This is a genomic window from Ruegeria sp., assembly GCF_965199275.1.
GTDB lineage: Bacteria > Pseudomonadota > Alphaproteobacteria > Rhodobacterales > Rhodobacteraceae > Ruegeria.
Genome location: NZ_CBDAQX010000002.1, coordinates 66,258 through 89,174, shown reverse-complemented (window position 1 = coordinate 89,174; position 22,917 = coordinate 66,258). Strand labels below are relative to the sequence as shown.

The window sequence follows — 22,917 nt, the reverse complement described above, 5'->3', positions numbered from 1 at the left end:
ATGCCTTAGATATCCCAAATGTAGCCATTCAAACCCCTTTTCCGTAGGCCCCACCGTCCGGCCAGAAAAGACCCAGCGAACTTGACCTGCCCCTTGAAACCCAAGCCGTGGCAACCAAATTACAAACCGCTGATGTAAAGGAAGTTAACATATGTCGCTGAAAAACCCCGCCGCGCTGGAATTTCTGCAGGTGCGCCGTTCTCGTCCGGCGAAAACGCTGATCGCGCCGGCTCCGACGCGGGATGAGTTGGTTCCGCTGCTGACCGCAGCCGCACGCAGCCCTGATCATGGCAAGCTTGAGCCTTGGCGGTTCATCGTGCTGGAAAAAGGCGCCATGGTGCGCCTGGCTAGCCTGACCGAGGAATGCGGCATCGCTTTGGGCAAAAGCCCCGAAGACATCGCAAAGGCGCGCAGCCAGTTCGATTTGGGACATCTGGCCGTGGCCGTGATTGAGGTTCAGAAGCCGTCCGAGAAAATCCCCGCCATCGAACAGACCTATTCGGCGGGCGCGGTCTGTCTGGCGCTGTTGAACGCGGCATTGGCCGCCGGATGGGGGGCCAACTGGCTGTCCGGTTGGCAGACCCATGACCGTACCTTCTGTCAGAAGGCATTTGGGCTGGCCGACAATGAAAGCGTCGCAGGCCTGATTCACATAGCCACCGAAGGCAGCGCCCCGCCCGAGCGCCCACGGCCTGATGTTGCCGCCCTGACGGAATGGGTCGCGGAATGATCATCCTCAACGCGTTTTTTGCAGCGCTGGGTCAGATCGGAGACCCAAAATTCCGCTCTGTCCTGTTTCGGGGCATCGGGCTGACGGTTCTTTTGCTGATCCTTGCCTGCGCAGGCGCGATCTGGTTCATCAATTCGCTATCCGGCAACGAGATTTCACTGCCATTTGTTGGCACGGTTTCCTGGTTGAACGACGTGCTGAATTACTCGGGCATTTTTCTGGTGCTGGTGTTGCCGGTGTTCTTAATGGTGCCGGTCGCCTCGGCCATCACCTCGATCTTTCTCGAAGACGTGGCGCAGGCCGTCGAGGACAAGCATTATCCAACCCTGCCCAAAGCCCCAAGGATACCGGTATCCGAGGCTGTCATGGATGGGTTGGGCTTTTTGGGCGTTCTGATCCTGGCTAATATTTTGGCGCTGATCCTCTACGCGATCTTCCCACCCTTCGCGCCCTTCATTTTCTGGGCGATGAACGGGTTTCTGCTGGGTAGAGAGTACTTTACGCTGGCAGCGATGCGCCGTTTGGGCCGTGACGGGGCACGCAAGCTACGCGCCAAACACGTCACCACAATCTGGGCTGCAGGAACGCTGATGGCGATCCCGCTCTCCGTTCCATTGGTGAACCTGGTGATCCCGATCCTCGGGGCGGCCACGTTCACCCATATCTACCACAAGCTTTCGGACACCTGAGGTTAGCGCGGCTCCAACTGGTTCAACCAGTCGAAGTCGCGCACCGAAATCGCGCCCGACAGAATGATCCCGGCAATGATCGCCCAAAGAACGATCGAGATACCGGTGGTGATCCACATCTTCTTTTTCATGTGATGCTCTTCCGGCGCACCCGCGTGGGTGCCCGGAACGATATCCCCCAGATCGCCCTGCGTCTTGATACGAATAGGCAAAACGATCAGCAGCGTCATGAACCAGATAACGGCAAACAGAACCAAAGCGGCAGTGATAGTCATGTCAGGCCCTCCGGGCTGGCGTTACACCTGTTCCAACTCGACAAGGCAACCGTTGAAATCTTTGGGGTGAAGGAACAGCACCGGTTTGCCATGGGCACCGATCTTGGGCTCGCCGGAGCCTAGCACGCGCGCGCCGGTTTCCTTCAGGTGGTCACGCGCGGCGATGATATCGTCGACCTCATAACAAACGTGGTGGATGCCTCCAGCGGGGTTCTTTTCCAGAAACCCGTTGATCGGGCTGTCATCACCCAGCGGGTACAGAAGCTCGATCTTCGTGTTGGGCAGTTCGATGAAGACAACCGTCACACCATGATCGGGTTCATCCTGAGGCGCGCCCACCTTGGCCCCCAGCGCATTGCGGTATTGATCCGATGCGGCCTCAAGGTCCGGAACGGCGATGGCGACGTGGTTCAGGCGTCCAATCATGATAGTCTCCTCTGTCCTGCGTTGCTTGGGTTATGGGGGCTGCCCGGTCAAAGAACAAGTGCGCCAAATTGCCCGTTAACCCTGTGTTAGCCAGAAGTTCCTAGCGTGAGGCATCTGCTGGATAGGAGAGCTGCCATGGACGATTCGGGACCATTGACCACCATTGCCACACCCACCGCGACCCGGCCTTTGCGGGGACAGACCATTCTGGTTGTCGAAGACAGTCGATACTCTTGCGACGTGATCCGCCTGATGTGCCTGCATAGCGGCGCGCGGATCCGGCGTGCCGATTGCCTGAAATCGGCACGGCGTCACCTGCAGATCTATCGCCCCTCGATCATCGTCGTGGATATGGGGCTGCCGGATGGCTCGGGCGCCGATCTGATTGCCGAACTGACGCAGGCCACCCCTCGGATCGGCGTAATCCTGGGCATGTCCGGCGATGACTGCACCCGCGAACAGGCGATGCAGGCTGGTGCAGATGGATTTCTGGACAAGCCAATCAAATCCATGGCCTTCTTTCAAAGAACCATTCTCGAACTGCTGCCCGAAGACCGCCGCCCCAGCGAGCTGCACGCGGTCCGGGATGAGCAGATCCACCCCGACCCCCTCGCCTATCAGGATGATATGGCCCATATCGCCGACGTGCTGGCCGGTCCGAATGATCACCGCACGCTGGACTATGCAGCCCAGTTTCTCGGCAGCGTCGCGCGTGAGGCCAATGATCTGGTCCTGATCAAGGCCGCAAAGGACCTTGCCGCATCGCGATCCGAGGGTACGCCGATCACGGCCCGCGCCGCGCAAGTTGCCGGGATCGTTCAAGACAGATTGCAGCAGAAAGAGGCTATCTGAATTGATCACCGCCTATTTCCTGACTTCCGACCTTTTTGTTGATCTGACTGGGTTTTTGGTTTGTTTTCAGGTGTGGTTGCTCAGAGGCGCGTTGTAGTGCCCCATTATTATAAAAAGTATTGACATGGGCCTTCAGATGGCTAACCTCTTCGCCCATGTTCATCCGCACCAAACATGACGCAAAGCTCAACCGCACACGGATCCAGATCGTTGAATCCGTCCGCACCGGCTCCAAGGTACGCCAGAAGATCCTGCGCCATGTGGGTGTGGCCCATAACGACAGCGAGATTGAGGATATCAAGCGTCTGGCGGGCCGCTTGATGGAGCAATTACGCATTGATCGCTCGCCGCAAATGGAACTGTTCACGCCCACGGAATATGCCGATCTGCAGGCGCTGGTGCGCCGCGCTCCGCGGCCGGACAAGCTTGGCGTTGATCTTGCCGAGTGCCGTGAGGAGGCGCGGGTCTCTCTGGGTCTGCGGGATGTCATGGGGACGATGTATGACCAACTGGGTTGGGGGGCCCTTCTGGGGGCGGCGCGTAAAAGTGCCAATCGCATTGTGAAAGAGCTGGTTATGGCGCGGATCGCACAGCCCGAGAGCAAGCGCGCGACCGTGGAGGCGTTGGAGAACCAGGCAGGCATCACGCTCAATCTGGACGTGGTCTATCGGAGCATGGATTACATCAATACGCCGGTGATAGACGGGATTTGCAAAACCTCTCACGCGGCGGCAGAGAAGTTGCTGGGCGGGCCAGTGACCGTGCTGTTCTACGATTGCACGACCCTGGCCTTTGACACCGAGCGCGAGGACCCGGCCGAGGATGCGGACGGGGTCGAGCAGGATCATCTTCTGGCCAAGGGCTTCAGCAAGGATGGCAAGCATCACCGCGCTCAGGTCATGCTGGCGCTGATCGTCACCTCCGATGGGCTGCCTGTGGGCTATGAACTCTTCCCGGGAAACACCTGGGAAGGTCATACGCTGGAAGCTGCGCTGAAGGCGTTGGAGGGACGCTTCGACGTGGCCAGGGTCACGTTCGTGGCCGATGCCGCCATGCTCAGCAAGGACAACCAGCAGATGTTGCAGAACAAGGGTCTGCCCTACATCCTCGGCTATCGCATGAAGTCCGCCCCGGCCGCCGTGAAGGCGAACATTTTGAGCCCGGAGGGACGCCAGCCTTGGGCTGGACACGGTTCTGAAGAGGCAACCGAGAAGGGCTGGTACAAGGTGATCGACCAGGAGGGAGCGCGGGTCATTGTGACCTGGTCACCCACCCGGGCACGCAATGATGCCCACAAGCGCGACAAGGCAATCGAAAAGCTGCACAAGAAGCTCAAGCGCTCTCGCAAACCCGGCAGCTTCAGCAGCCGGGGATATGGCCGCTTCCTGGCCTTCCCCGACAGCGGGGACGTCACGCTGGATGATGCAAAGATCAAGGCAGCGGCACAATGGGACGGGCTGCATGCCATTGTTGTTCATGGTGCGGACGAACTGGAGGCACAGGACGTCATTGCCCGCTATCACCAGTTGTGGGAGATCGAAGCCTGCTTCCGCACCAACAAGCACGATCTGAAAATCCGGCCCATCTATCACTGGTCGCCGCGTCGGGTCCGGGCCCATATCGCCATCTGCTACATGGCCTTCTGCTGCCTGCAGCACCTGCGCAAGCATCTGGACCTGCTCGGACACCCGATGAGCCCGGCTCGTATCCGCAACGAGTTGAACGCATTGCAGCTCTCGATCCTGCGCCACAAAGGCACCCCTGACCGCTACGGCATGCCAAGCCATGCCACGGTCGATGCCAGACGCATCCTCACCTGCGTCGGCCTGACCTGGAACGAAGCCCCTTTCAAGATACCCCCCGGGCGCACCCGAAAAACTGGCCAGACCAAAGCCTGAGCTCCCTCAACACTCCGAAACAATCGCTGGCGAAAAAAGTCCGTGTAGTGCCTTTTGGCAACCAAGGCATAATAATATCAATGACTTATACGAAAAAATGTCGGAAGTCAGGATTCTGGTTGTCGAAGACAGTCGATACTCTTGCGACGTGATCCGCCTGATGTGCCTGCATAGCGGCGCGCGGATCCGGCGTGCCGATTGCCTGAAATCGGCACGGCGTCACCTGCAGATCTATCGCCCCTCGATCATCGTCGTGGATATGGGGCTGCCGGATGGCTCGGGCGCCGATCTGATTGCCGAACTGACGCAGGCCACCCCTCGGATCGGCGTAATCCTGGGCATGTCCGGCGATGACTGCACCCGCGAACAGGCGATGCAGGCTGGTGCAGATGGATTTCTGGACAAGCCAATCAAATCCATGGCCTTCTTTCAAAGAACCATTCTCGAACTGCTGCCCGAAGACCGCCGCCCCAGCGAGCTGCACGCGGTCCGGGATGAGCAGATCCACCCCGACCCCCTCGCCTATCAGGATGATATGGCCCATATCGCCGACGTGCTGGCCGGTCCGAATGATCACCGCACGCTGGACTATGCAGCCCAGTTTCTCGGCAGCGTCGCGCGTGAGGCCAATGATCTGGTCCTGATCAAGGCCGCAAAGGACCTTGCCGCATCGCGATCCGAGGGTACGCCGATCACGGCCCGCGCCGCGCAAGTTGCCGGGATCGTTCAAGACAGATTGCAGCAGAAAGAGGCTATCTGAATTGATCACCGCCTATTTCATCACCGCATCTTTGTTGTGTCTGTGGATATACCTACAAGCCCGCAGCTCGGCTCGAGCCATCCGCACGAAACGGATCGGGGTGGCCAATCCTCTGGACTAAAGCGTTTCGCGTTTCACCTGAATCATCAAGTGACACGAATGTCCCGAGAACGCTGAAAGCGTGGCAGGGTATTCGTTTCACAGTTTTAACCCGAAGCGATCTAGTTCAGGTTTGCTTGAAGCATTGAGCGGCACCACCGTCCCGAGAACGTCACAGGCATATCCTGGGATTGAGGTGGCGAGACAAAACGGAAATACACACGCATTCTCGCCTCCAGTGATCGGCCCGATCAGGTGATACGCAGTAATTGCTTGGTTTCGCCCCCTCAAAAGCAAACCGCCCGCTTGAAGCGGGCGGTTGTTGTCTAGTCCTGCGGGATGATACGAAGCCCCAGCTCCATCAATTGATCCGAGCTTGGATCGGATGGCGCATCCATCATCAAATCTTCGGCGCGTTGGTTCATCGGGAACATCATGACCTCGCGAATGTTGGCTTCATCCGCCAGCAGCATCACGATCCGGTCGATGCCCGCAGCACAACCACCGTGTGGCGGCGCGCCGTAGTGGAACGCGTTGAACAGGGCACCAAAGCGGGATTTCACTTCGTCCTCACCATAGCCTGCCAGCTCAAAAGCTTTCAGCATGATTTCCGGTTTGTGGTTCCGGATCGCGCCCGAGACCAGCTCATACCCGTTACAAGCAAGATCGTACTGATAGCCGCGCACGTCCAGAGGATCGCCGTTCAGCGCCTCCATACCGCCCTGCGGCATTGAGAACGGGTTGTGTTCAAAGTCGATCGCGCCGGTTTCCTCGTCCTGCTCGTAGATCGGGAAATCCACAATCCAGGCAAAGGCAAAACGATCTTTCTCGGTCAGGCCCAACTCATCGCCAATCACATCGCGCGCCTTGCCCGCGACCTTTTCAAAGGCCTTCGGCTTACCACCCAGGAAGAACGCGGCATCGCCGACGCCCAGACCCAGTTGCTGACGGATCGCCTCGGTGCGCTCGGGACCGATGTTCTTGGCAAGCGGGCCAGCGGCCTCCATCCCTTCGCCCTGATCGCGCCAGAAGATGTAACCCATCCCCGGCAGACCCTCTTTCTGCGCAAAGGCGTTCATACGGTCACAGAACTTGCGGCTACCGCCCGTCGGCGCTGGGATGGCGCGGATTTCAGTGCCGTCCTGCTCCAACAGCTTCGCGAAAATCGCAAAGCCAGACCCGCGGAAGTGGTCGGAGACCACTTGCATTTTAATAGGGTTCCTCAGATCGGGCTTGTCGCTACCGTACCACAGGGCCGCATCCTTATAGGAAATCTGCGGCCAGTCCTGATCCACCTTACGGCCGCCACCGAACTCCTCGAACACGCCAGTCAGAACGGGCTGGATCGTGTCGAACACGTCCTGCTGTTCAACAAAGGACATCTCGAGGTCGAGCTGGTAGAAATCGGTGGGCGAGCGATCAGCGCGTGGGTCTTCGTCGCGGAAGCACGGCGCGATCTGGAAATACCTGTCGAAGCCCGACACCATGATCAGCTGTTTGAACTGCTGAGGCGCCTGAGGCAACGCGTAGAATTTGCCCGGATGCAGACGCGAGGGCACCAGAAAGTCACGCGCGCCCTCAGGCGACGAGGCGGTGATGATCGGTGTCTGATATTCACGGAAGCCCTGATCCCACATGCGGCGCCGCATCGAGGCCACCACATCCGACCGCAAGGTCATGTTCTGCTGCATCGCCTCGCGGCGCAGGTCCAGATAGCGATAGCGCAGGCGGGTTTCCTCAGGGTATTCCTGATCGCCGAATACCATCAGGGGCAGCTCATCGGCGGCCCCCAGAACCTCAAGCTCACGCACGTAAACCTCGATCTCACCGGTGGGCAGTTTCGGGTTCACCAGATCGGCGTCACGCGCTTTGACGGTACCGTCGATGCGGATACACCATTCCGAGCGCACTTTTTCAAGCTCGGCAAAAGCCGCGCTGTCGCCATCGCAGAGAACTTGTGTCACACCGAAATGGTCGCGCAGGTCGATGAACAGCACGCCGCCATGATCTCGGACCCGATGCACCCAACCGGACAGGCGGACGGTTTCACCGACATTGGCGGCGGTCAGAGCGGCGCAGGTGTGGCTGCGATAGGCGTGCATGGAATATCCCTTCGGGCGCAGAATTCGTCGCGCCGATACACCCTGTCAGGCTTGGAAAGTCAAGGCGGGTCGCGCCGTCAAAACGGCCTTTGAACGTTGCCGGAATAGAAATACACGCCCAGGCCCACGGCAAAAATGATATTCCCCGCAATCGCGTGCAACAACACCGCGTAGAAGAAGGACCCTCGTTTGCGATAGGCCCAGCTAAACAGCAGGCCGCCAACAAAAGTCATGACGGCGACGATCCAGCTCCAGTACATCAGATGGGCGAAGGAAAAGATGGCCGCGTTCAGGAGGTCGGCCTTGTGGCCGTCAGGTAGGATCCCATGGTAGCGGCGGTAAAACAGCGGGCGGAACAACAGCTCTTGCGGTAGCGCAGACAGTAGCGGATAGCCGACCCAGATAAACGCCAGCATCTCGGGCCGGTGCATCAAAAGGAAAAAGGCGGCGTCCGGGCGGGTTAGGTAGATCAGCGCCGTGCAGAACAGTGCTGTAGCAGCCGTGAAAGCGGCCAGTTCGCGGACCGACCAGTTTGCCCAATTGTAGCGAAGTTCGGCCCATTGGAAGCCTGGTGTGGCATGCAAGAGGACAATGCCCAGTCCAGTGAATGCGAACAAGGCCGGGAACATCCAGTTGGGCGGAAACAGGACTGCAATCAGCAGAGGGACCGCAACAAAGAACGCACCGAATTCAAGCCGCAGACGCCCAATCGCCACCGGGCGGTGGTCCAATGCGCTGTCGTTGCTCATAGCGCCACCATATTTGCGGGGATTAGACCGCGCAGAGAGTTGCCCATATAAATCGCCTTGGCGGAACTCAGATCATTCATGGTTAGAACGGCCTCGGCCCAACCCTCCTCCAAAAGCTGTTCGCGCAGAATGCCCGGCAAAAGACCGCAGGACACAGGAGGCGTAAGCCTGCGCCCGTCCGGCCTTTCAATGAACAGATTGGTGATGGTTCCTTCGCACAGCTCTTCCCGCTCGTTGAAGAACAGCAGCTCGTCAATGCCATCCGGCAGGGAGGCTCGGGCAGTATCATAAACCACGCGGCGCGTGGTTTTGTGCTGCAACCATATGTCGTCCGAGTTCAGCCGGGTCTGAGAAATCCCCAACCGCCAGATCTCAGGGTTGCCAGCTAACGCGGCCGCGGTCAGGTCAAAGCCTCCGTGGACATCCATGGTCAACCGACACCGCAAGGGGGCATCGCTGGTAACGCCGGAAAATATCGCAAGCGCCGCATTGCGGTCGAAGGACAGCGCCAAGTCCTTTGCCGTGCGCGCCATGCGGTCAAGGTGCCGATCACGCCGCACGAAGCCCTGATCGGGTTGAAAGCCAAGGGTTTCGATTAGGCGGAAATCAGGCTCAACTGGTGGGCGAAGCGGGCTTTCCATAGGGCCTCCTCGTATTCAGATGGGGCTGTGCTGTCCCAAACCACGCCGCCGCCGACATTCAGGGTGGCGTTTCCATCGTCCAACATCAGTGTGCGGATGGCGACGTTGAATTCCGACCGGCCATCCGGCGCGGCCCAGCCGATGGTTCCGCAATAGATATCACGCGCCCAGGGCTCCAGCTCGGACAGGATCTCCATCGCACGGATCTTGGGCGCGCCGGTGATGGAACCACAAGGGAACAGAGCCGTGATGATGTCGGACAGCCCGGCCCCGACCTGCAGCTGCGCCCGCACCAGCGAGACCATCTGATGCACCGTGGCATAGGTTTCGACCTTGAACAACTCGGGCACATGAACAGAACCGGGGAGCGCCACGCGGCTGATATCATTGCGCAGCAGGTCAACGATCATCAGGTTCTCGGCTCGGTTCTTCTCATCCCAGGACAGGAAGTTGCGACGGCGGGCGTCCTCGGCCATGTCCTCGCAACGCGGTTGGGTGCCCTTCATAGGCCGCGTTTCGATTCGACCGGTTTCATCCGTGCGGAAGAAAAGCTCGGGCGAGCGACTAAGAAGGTCCGGCAGACCGTCCTGTTGAACCAGCGCTCCATGGCCGACCGGTTGGCCGGATGTCAGCGCCGCGTAGAGCGCCGCGCTTTCTCCATCGACCGTCAGATCAATCGGGAAGGTCAGGTTCGCCTGATAGATATCCCCTGCCCCGATGGCATCATGCACTGCCCTGAAGGCCTGACTGTAGCGGGTCTCATCCCAACGCGGCTGAAACGTGGATACGCCGCCATCGGCTTTGGGTAGCGCGCTTTGATCCGGTGCGTCATAGACGCCGAAACACAGCAGCGGCAGTTTGCGGTCATTCGGCAGCAGTCCAAGCAGTTTAGGTTCCAGCACATAGCCCAGTTCATAACTGGCGTAGCCCGCCAGCCAGCTGCCCGCCGCGCGCGCGTTGTCGAGGGCCGCCAACGCCTGTGGCACCTCGTCCGCGGCATCCGCCCGGATGATGTGGGATGGCCGGTCGAACCGGGTTCCCGGACCGGCAGGTCCCTGATCAAAACGAATACGCAAGTGCATCCTCATAAGCCGTGATGCGCGATATAGAGAATACTCTGCCAAGGGAAAGGGGGGAAAGCGGCAATTTCACCTCTGTTCCCGATACCTCTTGCACCTTTTCGCGCGGTCCCTATAACGCAGGACAATTTGGGCGCTGGGGCGGTGCCCTGACTCGCTGACAATCGAAGGAACAAGGCCATGCCGAGAAGAACCGACATCCAGTCGATCATGATCATTGGGGCGGGCCCCATTGTTATCGGACAAGCCTGCGAGTTTGACTATTCCGGAGCTCAGGCCTGTAAGGCGCTGCGCGAGGAAGGGTACCGGGTCATCCTGGTGAACTCGAACCCCGCGACGATCATGACCGACCCGGGTCTGGCCGATGCGACTTATATTGAGCCGATCACCCCCGAAGTGGTCGCCAAGATCATCGAGAAAGAGCGCCCCGATGCCCTGCTGCCCACCATGGGTGGCCAAACGGGCCTGAACACCTCGCTCGCGTTGGAAGAGATGGGTGTGCTGGACAAGTTCGGCGTCGAGATGATTGGCGCCAAGCGCGACGCCATCGAAATGGCCGAAGACCGAGCCCTGTTCCGCGAGGCGATGGACCGTCTGGGTCTTGAAAACCCCAAGGCGACCATTGTGACCGCCCCCAAGCGCGAAGACGGCTCCACCGATCTGGACGCCGGTGTGCAAATGGCGCTGGATGAGCTGGAAGAGATCGGCCTGCCCGCCATCATCCGCCCTGCATTTACCTTGGGCGGCACAGGCGGCGGTGTAGCCTATAACCGTGAGGATTATATCCATTTCTGCCGCTCGGGCATGGATGCCTCGCCGGTAAACCAGATCCTCGTCGATGAAAGCCTGCTGGGCTGGAAAGAATACGAGATGGAGGTGGTGCGCGACACTGCCGACAACGCCATCATCGTCTGCTCCATCGAAAACGTCGATCCGATGGGCGTACACACCGGTGACTCGATCACCGTGGCCCCTGCCCTGACGCTGAAGGACAAGGAATATCAGATCATGCGCAACGGCTCGATTGCCGTTCTGCGCGAGATCGGGGTTGAGACCGGTGGCTCGAACGTACAGTGGGCGATCAACCCTGAAGATGGCCGCATGGTCGTCATCGAGATGAACCCTCGGGTTTCCCGGTCGTCCGCGCTGGCATCAAAAGCGACCGGTTTTCCGATTGCCAAGATCGCCGCGAAGCTGGCCGTCGGCTACACGCTGGACGAGCTGGACAATGACATCACCAAGGTCACCCCCGCCTCGTTCGAGCCGACCATCGACTATGTCGTCACCAAGATCCCGAAATTCGCCTTCGAGAAATTCCCAGGCTCCGAGCCCTACCTGACCACCGCGATGAAGTCGGTGGGTGAGGCGATGTCCATCGGCCGCACCATCCACGAATCGATGCAGAAGGCTCTGGCCTCGATGGAATCGGGCCTGACCGGCTTTGATGAGATCGAAATCTCCGGCCTGAACGTCGGCGTTTGGGAGGAAGCGGACGACAAGGCTGCCGTGATCAAAGCAATCAGTAAGCAGACTCCCGACCGTCTGCGCACGATTGCGCAAGCAATGCGTCACGGTCTTTCCGATGATGAGATTTTCGGCGTCACCAAATTCGATCCTTGGTTCCTGGCCCGCATCCGCGAGATCATCGAGGCCGAACGCCCGGTCCGCAAAGACGGCCTGCCGGTCACCGAGGCCGGCATCCGAAAACTGAAAATGCTGGGCTTCACCGACGCACGTCTGGGCAACCTGACTGGCCGTGACGAAGACAACGTCCGCCGCGCCCGCCGCAATCTGGGCGTAAAGGCCGTGTTCAAACGCATTGACACCTGCGCCGCCGAATTCGAAGCGCAGACACCTTATATGTACTCGACCTACGAAGCTCCGATGATGGGTGAAGTCGAGTGTGAGGCGCGTCCAAGCGACCGCAAAAAGGTCGTCATCCTCGGCGGTGGTCCGAACCGGATCGGTCAGGGCATCGAGTTCGACTATTGCTGCTGTCACGCCTGCTTCGCACTGACCGATACGGGTTATGAGACCATCATGGTCAACTGCAACCCCGAGACGGTCTCGACCGACTATGACACCTCGGATCGTCTGTATTTTGAGCCGCTGACTTTTGAGCACGTGATGGAAATCCTGACGAAAGAGCAGGAAAACGGCACCTTGCACGGCGTCATCGTCCAGTTCGGCGGCCAGACTCCGCTGAAACTGGCGAACGCGCTTGAGGCCGAAGGCATTCCGATCCTCGGCACCACGCCAGACGCGATCGACCTGGCCGAAGACCGGGAACGCTTCCAGGCGCTGGTCAACGAGCTGGGCCTGAAGCAGCCGAAAAACGGCATCGCTTCGACCGATGAACAGGCGCTTGAGATCGCCGAAGAGATCGGCTTCCCGCTGGTGATCCGCCCTTCTTACGTTCTGGGTGGCCGCGCGATGGAGATCGTGCGCGATATGGATCAGCTCCGGCGCTACATCAACGAGGCTGTTGTGGTCTCGGGCGACAGCCCGGTTCTGCTGGACAGCTATCTGGCCGGTGCGGTTGAGCTGGACGTGGACGCTCTGTGCGATGGCACCGACGTTCACGTTGCAGGCATCATGCAGCATATTGAAGAGGCCGGCGTTCACTCGGGCGACTCGGCCTGTTCACTGCCGCCCTATTCGCTTTCGAAAGAGATCATCGAGCAGATCAAAGAACAGGCGTTCAAACTGGCCAAGGCTTTGAACGTGGTCGGCCTGATGAACGTTCAGTTCGCGATCAAGGATGGTGAGATCTATCTGATCGAAGTAAACCCGCGCGCCTCGCGTACCGTTCCCTTCGTCGCCAAAGCCACAGACAGCGCGATTGCGTCCATCGCAGCGCGGGTCATGGCGGGTGAGAAACTGGCGGACTTCCCGAAACGCCCGCCCTACAAGACAGTGGACGACAGCAAGATCGCCGACCAGATGACACTGGCTGACCCGGACATGCCGTGGTTCTCGGTGAAAGAGGCAGTGTTGCCCTTCGCCCGCTTTCCCGGCGTCGATACCATTCTGGGCCCGGAAATGCGCTCTACTGGTGAGGTCATGGGCTGGGATCGCGACTTCCCACGCGCCTTCCTGAAGGCACAGATAGGCGCTGGCATGGTGCTGCCCTCATCCGGCCGCGCATTCATCTCGATCAAGGATGCCGACAAAGGGCCGGACATGTTGGAGGCCGCGCGCGTTCTGGTCGATCAGGGCTTTGAACTGGTCGCCACACGCGGCACGCAAACCTGGTTGGACACGCAGGGCGTACCTTGCGAAGTGGTCAACAAGGTATATGAAGGACGCCCCGATGTGACTGACCTGATGAAAGACGGCGGTGTTCAGCTGGTGATGAACTCAACCGAAGGCGCACAGGCGGTGGAAGACAGCCGCTCGATCCGCTCAATCGCTCTGTATGACAAGATCCCCTATTTCACCACCGCCGCAGCCAGCCATGCGGCAGCGTTGGCAATTAAGGCGCAGGCCGAAGGCGACGTCGAGGTGAAATCGCTGCAGGGCTGACGTGCAGCACCAAGGAAAAAGCAAAACCCCCGGTCTTTGACCGGGGGTTTTTCATTCAAGCGGTAACCGCTTGTCGTTTCTCATCTCGCTGAAAAAACAGCATATAGAAGACCGGGGCCGCGACCATGGTCAGGACCGTGGCAAAAGCCAACCCGCCCATGATGGTGACTGCCATCGAGACAAAGAACGCGTCGGTCAGCAGCGGGGCCATCCCAAGGATCGTTGTAATCGCCGCCAGCATCACCGGTCGCAGACGCGAGACGGATGCTTCGATGATCGACTCCTGTAGCGGTTTGCCCGCTGCGCGGACCAGATCAATCTCTTCGACCAAAACGATACCATTCTTGATCAGCATCCCCGACAGGCTGAGCAAACCCAGAAGCGCCGTAAAGGTGAACGGCAGCCTGGTGCCCAGCAAACCGATGACCACACCGTTCACCGACATGGGCACCAACAGCCAGATGATGACCGGCTGGCGGATCGCATTGAACAAAAGGACCGAGATCAGCACCATGATCAACAGGCTCAGTGGCAATTGCCTACCAAGGCTTTCCTGGGCATCGCCCGAGTCCTCGAACTCACCGCCCCATTCCATACGATAGCCGGGTGGCAGATCCATCTCTTCGATGGTTGCGCGTACCTCGGAATGCACCTGAGCGGCGGTCACGTCCGGCGGGATATCTGCGCCAACGGTGATGGTAAGCACTCGGTTGCGCCGGTGGACCTCGGTGTTGAGCAGCTGGTATTCGAACCCATCCACCATCTGTTCGATGGGTACGAATTGACCTGACTGATCGGAATACACGACCTGATCGACAATCGAATAGTCACCCTCTGCAGGGCGGCGCAGAATAATCGGGATCAGGCGGTCGCGCTCGCGCAGGACGCCACCGGTGATGCCGTCGGTCGAGAATTGCAGCGTGGCCGCAATATCTTCACGCGAAACACCGGCTGTCTGCGCGCGTTCGGTTGCGTAGATCGGTTGAACCGCCAGTTCTTTTTCGCGCCAGTCATGATGGACGTTGAGTGCGTTCGGCGTAGCAGCCGCCATGCGTTGAACTGCTTCGTCCGCCAACTGCCGCAGCACGGCTGGGTCGCTACCCGAGAAGCGGGCTTGGATCGGGGTGCCTCCACCCGGACCAAAAACCAGACGTTTGGTGCGAAACTCGCTTTCAGGGAACTGAGCCACCCCAAAGGCCTAAAGCTCGGCCTGCAGCACTGGGATATCCTCAAGCGTTTCCGTCCGAATGATCATATGACCGTAGCTTGGGTTCGGGTCCTCCGCGCTGTAGGTCAGCATGAAACGAGTCGCGCCTTGCCCGACAAATGTGGTGACGGACACCACATCGTCACGTTCCGCCAGCCAATCCTCGACCACGGCCATATCCGCGGAGGTACGTGAGATTGGAGTACCCTGAGGCAGTTTGTAGTGGACAAAGAACAGCGGCGTATTCGAGTCCGGGAAGAACTGCTGCTTCATCAGGCCAAAGCCCGCATAACAGGCCACCGTCACAGCGATCAGCCCGGCCACAACGAGCCAGCGGAACCGCAACGCCCAGCGCAGGATCGCGCTGTAAACGCGGAACAGAAGGCTGCCATAGGCGTCAACCTCACTCTCTTTTCCCTGCTTGAAGAAGTAGTGCGCCAACATTGGGGTTACGGTGATTGCCAGAACCCAGCTGAGCAGCAACGAGATCCCGATAACTGCAAAAAGCGAGAACAGAAACTCTCCAGTCGCGCCAGGGCTGAGACCGATGCCCGCAAAGGCCATGATGCCGATGACAGTCGCGCCCAGCAGCGGGATCTGCGTTTTCGAAGCCACCTCATCCGCCGCATCGCGCGAGGACTTGCCGCGCAGCATCGCGATCTGCATGCCCTCGGCCACTACGATGGCATTGTCCACCAACATCCCCATCGCAATGATCAGGGCACCCAGCGAGATGCGCTCCATCTCAATCGAGAAAAGCGCCATAAACAGCAGCGTGCCAACCACGGTCAGCAGCAACGTCGACCCGACCACTATGGCGGCGCGCCATCCCATGAAAATGCCCAGAACAGCGACCACAATGATCACCGACATGGCCAGGTTCACAAGAAAGTCGTTCGAGGCTTGCTCGACCACCACGTGTTGCTGGTAGATGGGCAGAATTTCCACGCCAAAGGGGATTTGCGTATCCAGTTCCGCAAATTTGGCATCCGCGCGTTTGCCGACTTCGACGATGTTCTCGGCGGCCAACCCGGCAATGCCCAGCGTAAAGGCCTCGGTCCCATCGAAACGGATCATGATATCAGGGTCGGTCTGACGGGCGCGGTAAACGTTGGACATGTCAAACAGGTTGATGACCTGCCCTTGCGAGCCGACCGACAATCCGGCGATGGCCGATACGCTATCCGACCCTTCGGCTGTCAAAATGGTGGTGCGGTCGTTCTCGGACCGAACCGAGCCGGAGGAGTTGACCGAATCCGCGTTGGCAATTGCCTCGTTTATGGCTTGGATGGGGACATTCTGGTTCACCGAGATGGACAGATCCGGTTCGATGAAGATCGCCTCTTGCGGTAAACCCTGAACTTCGACATCGGCAACGCCGTCGACCGTTAACAGCTCACGCCGCAGAAACGTCGCCAATTCGTGCTTTTCGGCGTCCGAGAACCCCTCGGCCGTGACTGCGTAGAATAAGCCGAACACGTCGCCGAAACCGTCATTGACGAAGGGCTGGTTTACACCGGATGGCAGGCCCCGCGCCGCGTCACGCACCTTGGCGCGCAAGCGGGTCCAGATGGCGGGCAATTCGCTGCCGTCATATGTGGATTTGATCTCCTGACTTCCGACATTTTTTCGTATAAGTCATTGATATTATTATGCCTTGGTTGCCAAAAGGCACTACACGGACTTTTTTCGCCAGCGATTGTTTCGGAGTGTTGAGGGAGCTCAGGCTTTGGTCTGGCCAGTTTTTCGGGTGCGCCCGGGGGGTATCTTGAAAGGGGCTTCGTTCCAGGTCAGGCCGACGCAGGTGAGGATGCGTCTGGCATCGACCGTGGCATGGCTTGGCATGCCGTAGCGGTCAGGGGTGCCTTTGTGGCGCAGGATCGAGAGCTGCAATGCGTTCAACTCGTTGCGGATACGAGCCGGGCTCATCGGGTGTCCGAGCAGGTCCAGATGCTTGCGCAGGTGCTGCAGGCAGCAGAAGGCCATGTAGCAGATGGCGATATGGGCCCGGACCCGACGCGGCGACCAGTGATAGATGGGCCGGATTTTCAGATCGTGCTTGTTGGTGCGGAAGCAGGCTTCGATCTCCCACAACTGGTGATAGCGGGCAATGACGTCCTGTGCCTCCAGTTCGTCCGCACCATGAACAACAATGGCATGCAGCCCGTCCCATTGTGCCGCTGCCTTGATCTTTGCATCATCCAGCGTGACGTCCCCGCTGTCGGGGAAGGCCAGGAAGCGGCCATATCCCCGGCTGCTGAAGCTGCCGGGTTTGCGAGAGCGCTTGAGCTTCTTGTGCAGCTTTTCGATTGCCTTGTCGCGCTTGTGGGCATCATTGCGTGCCCGGGTGGGTGACCAGGTCACAATGACCCGCGCTCCCTCCTGGTCGATCACCTTGTACCAGCCCTTCTCGGTTGCCTCTTCAGAACCGTGTCCAGCCCAAGGCTGGCGTCCCTCCGGGCTCAAAATGTTCGCCTTCACGGCGGCCGGGGCGGACTTCATGCGATAGCCGAGGATGTAGGGCAGACCCTTGTTCTGCAACATCTGCTGGTTGTCCTTGCTGAGCATGGCGGCATCGGCCACGAACGTGACCCTGGCCACGTCGAAGCGTCCCTCCAACGCCTTCAGCGCAGCTTCCAGCGTATGACCTTCCCAGGTGTTTCCCGGGAAGAGTTCATAGCCCACAGGCAGCCCATCGGAGGTGACGATCAGCGCCAGCATGACCTGAGCGCGGTGATGCTTGCCATCCTTGCTGAAGCCCTTGGCCAGAAGATGATCCTGCTCGACCCCGTCCGCATCCTCGGCCGGGTCCTCGCGCTCGGTGTCAAAGGCCAGGGTCGTGCAATCGTAGAACAGCACGGTCACTGGCCCGCCCAGCAACTTCTCTGCCGCCGCGTGAGAGGTTTTGCAAATCCCGTCTATCACCGGCGTATTGATGTAATCCATGCTCCGATAGACCACGTCCAGATTGAGCGTGATGCCTGCCTGGTTCTCCAACGCCTCCACGGTCGCGCGCTTGCTCTCGGGCTGTGCGATCCGCGCCATAACCAGCTCTTTCACAATGCGATTGGCACTTTTACGCGCCGCCCCCAGAAGGGCCCCCCAACCCAGTTGGTCATACATCGTCCCCATGACATCCCGCAGACCCAGAGAGACCCGCGCCTCCTCACGGCACTCGGCAAGATCAACGCCAAGCTTGTCCGGCCGCGGAGCGCGGCGCACCAGCGCCTGCAGATCGGCATATTCCGTGGGCGTGAACAGTTCCATTTGCGGCGAGCGATCAATGCGTAATTGCTCCATCAAGCGGCCCGCCAGACGCTTGATATCCTCAATCTCGCTGTCGTTATGGGCCACACCCACATGGCGCAGGATCTTCTGGCGTACCTTGGAGCCGGTGCGGACGGATTCAACGATCTGGATCCGTGTGCGGTTGAGCTTTGCGTCATGTTTGGTGCGGATGAACATGGGCGAAGAGGTTAGCCATCTGAAGGCCCATGTCAATACTTTTTATAATAATGGGGCACTACAACGCGCCTCTGAGCAACCACACCTGAAAACAAACCAAAAACCCAGTCAGATCAACAAAAAGGTCGGAAGTCAGGAAACGTCGCCAATTCGTGCTTTTCGGCGTCCGAGAACCCCTCGGCCGTGACTGCGTAGAATAAGCCGAACACGTCGCCGAAACCGTCATTGACGAAGGGCTGGTTTACACCGCCTGACTTCCGACATTTTTTCGTATAAGTCATTGATATTATTATGCCTTGGTTGCCAAAAGGCACTACACGGACTTTTTTCGCCAGCGATTGTTTCGGAGTGTTGAGGGAGCTCAGGCTTTGGTCTGGCCAGTTTTTCGGGTGCGCCCGGGGGGTATCTTGAAAGGGGCTTCGTTCCAGGTCAGGCCGACGCAGGTGAGGATGCGTCTGGCATCGACCGTGGCATGGCTTGGCATGCCGTAGCGGTCAGGGGTGCCTTTGTGGCGCAGGATCGAGAGCTGCAATGCGTTCAACTCGTTGCGGATACGAGCCGGGCTCATCGGGTGTCCGAGCAGGTCCAGATGCTTGCGCAGGTGCTGCAGGCAGCAGAAGGCCATGTAGCAGATGGCGATATGGGCCCGGACCCGACGCGGCGACCAGTGATAGATGGGCCGGATTTTCAGATCGTGCTTGTTGGTGCGGAAGCAGGCTTCGATCTCCCACAACTGGTGATAGCGGGCAATGACGTCCTGTGCCTCCAGTTCGTCCGCACCATGAACAACAATGGCATGCAGCCCGTCCCATTGTGCCGCTGCCTTGATCTTTGCATCATCCAGCGTGACGTCCCCGCTGTCGGGGAAGGCCAGGAAGCGGCCATATCCCCGGCTGCTGAAGCTGCCGGGTTTGCGAGAGCGCTTGAGCTTCTTGTGCAGCTTTTCGATTGCCTTGTCGCGCTTGTGGGCATCATTGCGTGCCCGGGTGGGTGACCAGGTCACAATGACCCGCGCTCCCTCCTGGTCGATCACCTTGTACCAGCCCTTCTCGGTTGCCTCTTCAGAACCGTGTCCAGCCCAAGGCTGGCGTCCCTCCGGGCTCAAAATGTTCGCCTTCACGGCGGCCGGGGCGGACTTCATGCGATAGCCGAGGATGTAGGGCAGACCCTTGTTCTGCAACATCTGCTGGTTGTCCTTGCTGAGCATGGCGGCATCGGCCACGAACGTGACCCTGGCCACGTCGAAGCGTCCCTCCAACGCCTTCAGCGCAGCTTCCAGCGTATGACCTTCCCAGGTGTTTCCCGGGAAGAGTTCATAGCCCACAGGCAGCCCATCGGAGGTGACGATCAGCGCCAGCATGACCTGAGCGCGGTGATGCTTGCCATCCTTGCTGAAGCCCTTGGCCAGAAGATGATCCTGCTCGACCCCGTCCGCATCCTCGGCCGGGTCCTCGCGCTCGGTGTCAAAGGCCAGGGTCGTGCAATCGTAGAACAGCACGGTCACTGGCCCGCCCAGCAACTTCTCTGCCGCCGCGTGAGAGGTTTTGCAAATCCCGTCTATCACCGGCGTATTGATGTAATCCATGCTCCGATAGACCACGTCCAGATTGAGCGTGATGCCTGCCTGGTTCTCCAACGCCTCCACGGTCGCGCGCTTGCTCTCGGGCTGTGCGATCCGCGCCATAACCAGCTCTTTCACAATGCGATTGGCACTTTTACGCGCCGCCCCCAGAAGGGCCCCCCAACCCAGTTGGTCATACATCGTCCCCATGACATCCCGCAGACCCAGAGAGACCCGCGCCTCCTCACGGCACTCGGCAAGATCAACGCCAAGCTTGTCCGGCCGCGGAGCGCGGCGCACCAGCGCCTGCAGATCGGCATATTCCGTGGGCGTGAACAGTTCCATTTGCGGCGAGCGATCAATGCGTAATTGCTCCATCAAGCGGCCCGCCAGACGCTTGATATCCTCAATCTCGCTGTCGTTATGGGCCACACCCACATGGCGCAGGATCTTCTGGCGTACCTTGGAGCCGGTGCGGACGGATTCAACGATCTGGATCCGTGTGCGGTTGAGCTTTGCGTCATGTTTGGTGCGGATGAACATGGGCGAAGAGGTTAGCCATCTGAAGGCCCATGTCAATACTTTTTATAATAATGGGGCACTACAACGCGCCTCTGAGCAACCACACCTGAAAACAAACCAAAAACCCAGTCAGATCAACAAAAAGGTCGGAAGTCAGGAAAAAGGTCGGAAGTCAGGAAACGTCGCCAATTCGTGCTTTTCGGCGTCCGAGAACCCCTCGGCCGTGACTGCGTAGAATAAGCCGAACACGTCGCCGAAACCGTCATTGACGAAGGGCTGGTTTACACCGGATGGCAGGCCCCGCGCCGCGTCACGCACCTTGGCGCGCAAGCGGGTCCAGATGGCGGGCAATTCGCTGCCGTCATATGTGGATTTGATCTCAACCTCGATCAGGGATTGCCCCGGCTGGTTCAAAGAGGTGATCGTATCCACCTCGCCCATTTGCTGGATCGCCGATTCCAGAGGCTCAGAGACTTCCAGCGCCACCTGCTCGGCCGTAGCGCCGGGGTATTGCGTGACGATCACTGCGTTTTTGATTGTAAAAGCCGGGTCCTCCAGACGCCCCAGGGAAAGGAAGCCCCAAATACCGCCAAACAAGGCGATCAGGATGATCAGCCACGTGTAGAGAGGCCGGTCGATAGATGCGCGTGCAATTCTCATCCGCCCGCCCCTTAGTTCGAGAAGCCGGTGAAACGGCGCACGCTCTGGCCGTCTGTCAACGCTGAGCCACCTGCGACAACAACTTCATCGCCGTCTGACAAGCCGGTCAGAACCCGGACTTCGCCGGTCTGAGTTGGCTCAATGGTTACGGGTGCTAAGCGTACCGTGCCCTCGTCTGCTCCAGCCGGAGAGAAGACCATCACGCCCAGCGCGCCATCCGCGCCAGCGACGATGGCTGACGCCGGTAGAACGATTCCCGTGCGGCCATCCCTGACATGCACGTTCACCGACACGGACGAACCGGGCAGAATCTGCAGCCCCTCTGGCGGGGTCAGACCGAACTGAATACGGAATGTCTGTCCAACACTCGAAGTCTCGGCGTCGAACTCACGGATTTCCAGCGGGAAGACTTCATCGCTTACGGGGAATTTGGCCGTGATCGTGATGTCATCCTGCTGACCCGAGCGTTGGAACAGGATCTCGGGGACGTCCACCTCGATCCGCAGTTCCGACATGTCGTGGATGCGCACGATCGGAGTTCCCGCCGACACGGTGGTAAAGGCCTCAACTGCGCGGCTTGATACAAGCGCGTCGAACGGCGCCGTCAGCGTTGCGTGTTCCAGCTCGTATTCCGCGTCGCGGAGGGCGATAGCGGCCAGTTGCGCTTCGGTTTCGGAATCATCGACCGCCACTTGGCTGGCGGTTGTGCCGCGCAACCGCGACAGGCGCGCGACGGTTCGGTCAGCTTGTTCTTTCTGCAACCGGGCGCGATCCAGCCTGAGTTCGAACGGTTCCTGATCCAGTCGGGCAATCAGACCGTCCTTCGGGATGACGAACCCTTCGGTGACAGGCATCTCAACAATCAGCCCTGGAACCTGAAATGCCAGATCAACGGTCTGACGCGCAGCGACGCGGCCGAAAAACTGTCGAGTGAAACCCGGAGCCGTTTCCTGCACCTGCATTAGCTTGACCGGTTTCGCGGTCTCTTGCGCGACAAGCGGCGTCGCCAAAACGGCCAATAGCAGGCCCAGAGAAGTCAGCTGTTTCATTTCTTCAATCCCTCGGGAATTCCCGTTTTCAGTACGTTGTCACGAATCTTGCTCGCCATCCGAGCGAACTCGGCTGTTTCTTCTGCGTTCAGGCCAGAGGCCTTGTGAAACAGATCACCGGCTGCTGACACCAACATATCTCGCGCGCTCTCGCCTTGTTCGGTCAGCACCAGCAACCAGGCACGGCGATCGTTGGGATCGCGCTGGCGCGCCAGATAGCCAGCTTCTTCCAGAGCATCCGCAGTGGCCGTAATGGTGGATGGCACGCTGAGCATATCGGCTGCCAGAACACCCATTCTCTTGGGTTCATCTAGCTTGATCAGCATATGGCATTCCGGGTGGCTCAGGTCAGTTTCGATGGTGTCGAAGGTCTCTTCGAGTTTCCAATAGAGAGCATAGACGCCCATGATGGCCTGAATTTCAGGGCTCAGGCGGCCAAGCCTGTCGCTGATACTGTCTGACATTGAAGAGACTCCGAGACGTCGTTGCGGGTCATATACTTCAAATTATGAACTATTCAATAACTGAAGTGGAGAATCATCCTCGGGCCTAGCTTCCCTCGGGTAACCAAGACTTGATCAAATGCCCCTGTGACTGCATTTTGAGCAAATCCAAAGGGAATTATATA

General features: G+C 59.1%; 19 protein-coding genes and 2 pseudogenes. 8 read left to right on the top strand and 13 right to left on the bottom strand.

Annotation, left to right across the window (positions count from 1 at the left end; genetic code table 11):
* Positions 1 to 151: 151 nt before the first annotated feature.
* Positions 152 to 730 carry a nitroreductase family protein gene (locus tag ACOERD_RS00645; protein WP_419737688.1) on the top strand — a complete coding sequence of 193 codons (579 nt, stop codon included), beginning with the start codon at positions 152 to 154 and terminating at the stop codon, positions 728 to 730.
* The gene (locus ACOERD_RS00640; RefSeq protein WP_419737687.1) at positions 727 to 1,419 is read left to right on the top strand and encodes an EI24 domain-containing protein; all 693 of its coding nucleotides are present in this window, start codon (positions 727 to 729) and stop codon (positions 1,417 to 1,419) included. Before ACOERD_RS00645 ends, ACOERD_RS00640 begins: the two co-directional genes overlap by 4 nt.
* Before the next feature lie 2 nt (positions 1,420 to 1,421).
* Here the strand turns inward: ACOERD_RS00640 and ACOERD_RS00635 are convergent, their stop codons facing one another.
* Both ACOERD_RS00635 and mce read right to left on the bottom strand, forming a co-directional pair.
* Complete coding sequence (locus ACOERD_RS00635; RefSeq protein ID WP_170374730.1) at positions 1,422 to 1,694, bottom strand: DUF1467 family protein; 273 nt, start codon at positions 1,692 to 1,694, stop codon at positions 1,422 to 1,424.
* Positions 1,695 to 1,715: 21 nt separating this feature from the next.
* Positions 1,716 to 2,120 carry a methylmalonyl-CoA epimerase gene (mce, locus tag ACOERD_RS00630; protein ID WP_170374728.1) on the bottom strand — a complete coding sequence of 135 codons (405 nt, stop codon included), beginning with the start codon at positions 2,118 to 2,120 and terminating at the stop codon, positions 1,716 to 1,718.
* Between the two features lie 135 nt (positions 2,121 to 2,255).
* Here mce and ACOERD_RS00625 point away from each other — a divergent pair, with 135 nt between their 5' ends.
* Positions 2,256 to 2,972, top strand: coding sequence for a response regulator (locus ACOERD_RS00625; protein ID WP_170460561.1), 717 nt, complete (start codon positions 2,256 to 2,258; stop codon positions 2,970 to 2,972).
* Here ACOERD_RS00625 and ACOERD_RS00620 read toward each other — a convergent pair.
* Positions 2,965 to 3,135 carry a hypothetical protein gene (locus ACOERD_RS00620; protein ID WP_419737686.1) on the bottom strand — a complete coding sequence of 57 codons (171 nt, stop codon included), beginning with the start codon at positions 3,133 to 3,135 and terminating at the stop codon, positions 2,965 to 2,967. The genes ACOERD_RS00625 and ACOERD_RS00620 overlap by 8 nt on opposite strands.
* Between ACOERD_RS00620 and ACOERD_RS00615 the strand changes: the two genes are divergently transcribed.
* Positions 3,128 to 4,870, top strand: coding sequence for an IS1634 family transposase (locus ACOERD_RS00615; protein ID WP_419737624.1), 1,743 nt, complete (start codon positions 3,128 to 3,130; stop codon positions 4,868 to 4,870). The genes ACOERD_RS00620 and ACOERD_RS00615 overlap by 8 nt on opposite strands.
* A 97-nt stretch (positions 4,871 to 4,967) precedes the next feature.
* Positions 4,968 to 5,630 carry a response regulator gene (locus ACOERD_RS00610; RefSeq protein ID WP_419737685.1) on the top strand — a complete coding sequence of 221 codons (663 nt, stop codon included), beginning with the start codon at positions 4,968 to 4,970 and terminating at the stop codon, positions 5,628 to 5,630.
* Positions 5,631 to 6,055: 425 nt separating this feature from the next.
* On the opposite strand, the gene aspS is transcribed toward ACOERD_RS00610, so the two are convergent.
* From aspS to ACOERD_RS00590, 4 genes are all read right to left on the bottom strand, one after another.
* Entirely contained in the window at positions 6,056 to 7,831 is a 1,776-nt protein-coding gene (gene aspS, locus ACOERD_RS00605; protein ID WP_419737684.1) for an aspartate--tRNA ligase, read from the bottom strand.
* Between the two features lie 77 nt (positions 7,832 to 7,908).
* Entirely contained in the window at positions 7,909 to 8,580 is a 672-nt protein-coding gene (locus tag ACOERD_RS00600; RefSeq protein ID WP_170680406.1) for a CPBP family intramembrane glutamic endopeptidase, read from the bottom strand.
* Entirely contained in the window at positions 8,577 to 9,221 is a 645-nt protein-coding gene (locus tag ACOERD_RS00595; protein ID WP_170680404.1) for an aminotransferase class IV family protein, read from the bottom strand. Before ACOERD_RS00595 ends, ACOERD_RS00600 begins: the two co-directional genes overlap by 4 nt.
* A complete protein-coding gene (locus ACOERD_RS00590; RefSeq protein ID WP_419737683.1) occupies positions 9,176 to 10,303 on the bottom strand; it encodes an aminodeoxychorismate synthase component I in 1,128 nt (375 codons plus the stop codon). The genes ACOERD_RS00595 and ACOERD_RS00590 overlap by 46 nt, the downstream gene beginning before the upstream one ends.
* Positions 10,304 to 10,480: 177 nt before the next feature.
* Here ACOERD_RS00590 and carB point away from each other — a divergent pair, with 177 nt between their 5' ends.
* Positions 10,481 to 13,825: a carbamoyl-phosphate synthase large subunit gene (carB, locus tag ACOERD_RS00585; RefSeq protein ID WP_419737682.1), complete on the top strand. Its 3,345-nt coding sequence runs from the start codon at positions 10,481 to 10,483 to the stop codon at positions 13,823 to 13,825.
* Between the two features lie 55 nt (positions 13,826 to 13,880).
* On the opposite strand, the pseudogene ACOERD_RS00580 reads toward carB, so the two are convergent.
* Both ACOERD_RS00580 and ACOERD_RS00575 read right to left on the bottom strand, forming a co-directional pair.
* A pseudogene (locus tag ACOERD_RS00580) lies at positions 13,881 to 16,643 on the bottom strand (efflux RND transporter permease subunit); the annotation flags it as partial.
* A 111-nt stretch (positions 16,644 to 16,754) separates the two neighbouring features.
* Positions 16,755 to 18,497, bottom strand: a complete 1,743-nt coding sequence (locus tag ACOERD_RS00575; RefSeq protein ID WP_419737624.1) for an IS1634 family transposase — start codon at positions 18,495 to 18,497, stop codon at positions 16,755 to 16,757.
* Here ACOERD_RS00575 and ACOERD_RS00570 point away from each other — a divergent pair.
* On the top strand, positions 18,490 to 18,684 hold the full coding sequence (locus tag ACOERD_RS00570; protein ID WP_419737681.1) for a hypothetical protein: 195 nt from the start codon (positions 18,490 to 18,492) through the stop codon (positions 18,682 to 18,684). The two genes, ACOERD_RS00575 and ACOERD_RS00570, sit on opposite strands and share 8 nt — an antisense overlap.
* 174 nt (positions 18,685 to 18,858) lie before the next feature.
* Here the strand turns inward: ACOERD_RS00570 and ACOERD_RS00565 are convergent, their stop codons facing one another.
* The gene (locus tag ACOERD_RS00565; RefSeq protein ID WP_419737624.1) at positions 18,859 to 20,601 is read right to left on the bottom strand and encodes an IS1634 family transposase; all 1,743 of its coding nucleotides are present in this window, start codon (positions 20,599 to 20,601) and stop codon (positions 18,859 to 18,861) included.
* Between ACOERD_RS00565 and ACOERD_RS00560 the strand changes: the two genes are divergently transcribed.
* Positions 20,594 to 20,815: a hypothetical protein gene (locus ACOERD_RS00560; protein ID WP_419737680.1), complete on the top strand. Its 222-nt coding sequence runs from the start codon at positions 20,594 to 20,596 to the stop codon at positions 20,813 to 20,815. The genes ACOERD_RS00565 and ACOERD_RS00560 overlap by 8 nt on opposite strands.
* On the opposite strand, the pseudogene ACOERD_RS00555 reads toward ACOERD_RS00560, so the two are convergent.
* The 3 genes and pseudogenes from ACOERD_RS00555 to ACOERD_RS00545 form a co-directional block, all read right to left on the bottom strand.
* Positions 20,758 to 21,240, bottom strand: a pseudogene (locus ACOERD_RS00555) (efflux RND transporter permease subunit); the annotation flags it as partial. The gene ACOERD_RS00560 and the pseudogene ACOERD_RS00555 overlap by 58 nt on opposite strands.
* Before the next feature lie 11 nt (positions 21,241 to 21,251).
* Positions 21,252 to 22,289, bottom strand: coding sequence for an efflux RND transporter periplasmic adaptor subunit (locus ACOERD_RS00550; RefSeq protein WP_419737679.1), 1,038 nt, complete (start codon positions 22,287 to 22,289; stop codon positions 21,252 to 21,254).
* The gene (locus ACOERD_RS00545; RefSeq protein ID WP_170637450.1) at positions 22,286 to 22,753 is read right to left on the bottom strand and encodes a MarR family transcriptional regulator; all 468 of its coding nucleotides are present in this window, start codon (positions 22,751 to 22,753) and stop codon (positions 22,286 to 22,288) included. Before ACOERD_RS00545 ends, ACOERD_RS00550 begins: the two co-directional genes overlap by 4 nt.
* Between the last annotated feature and the right edge of the window lie 164 nt (positions 22,754 to 22,917).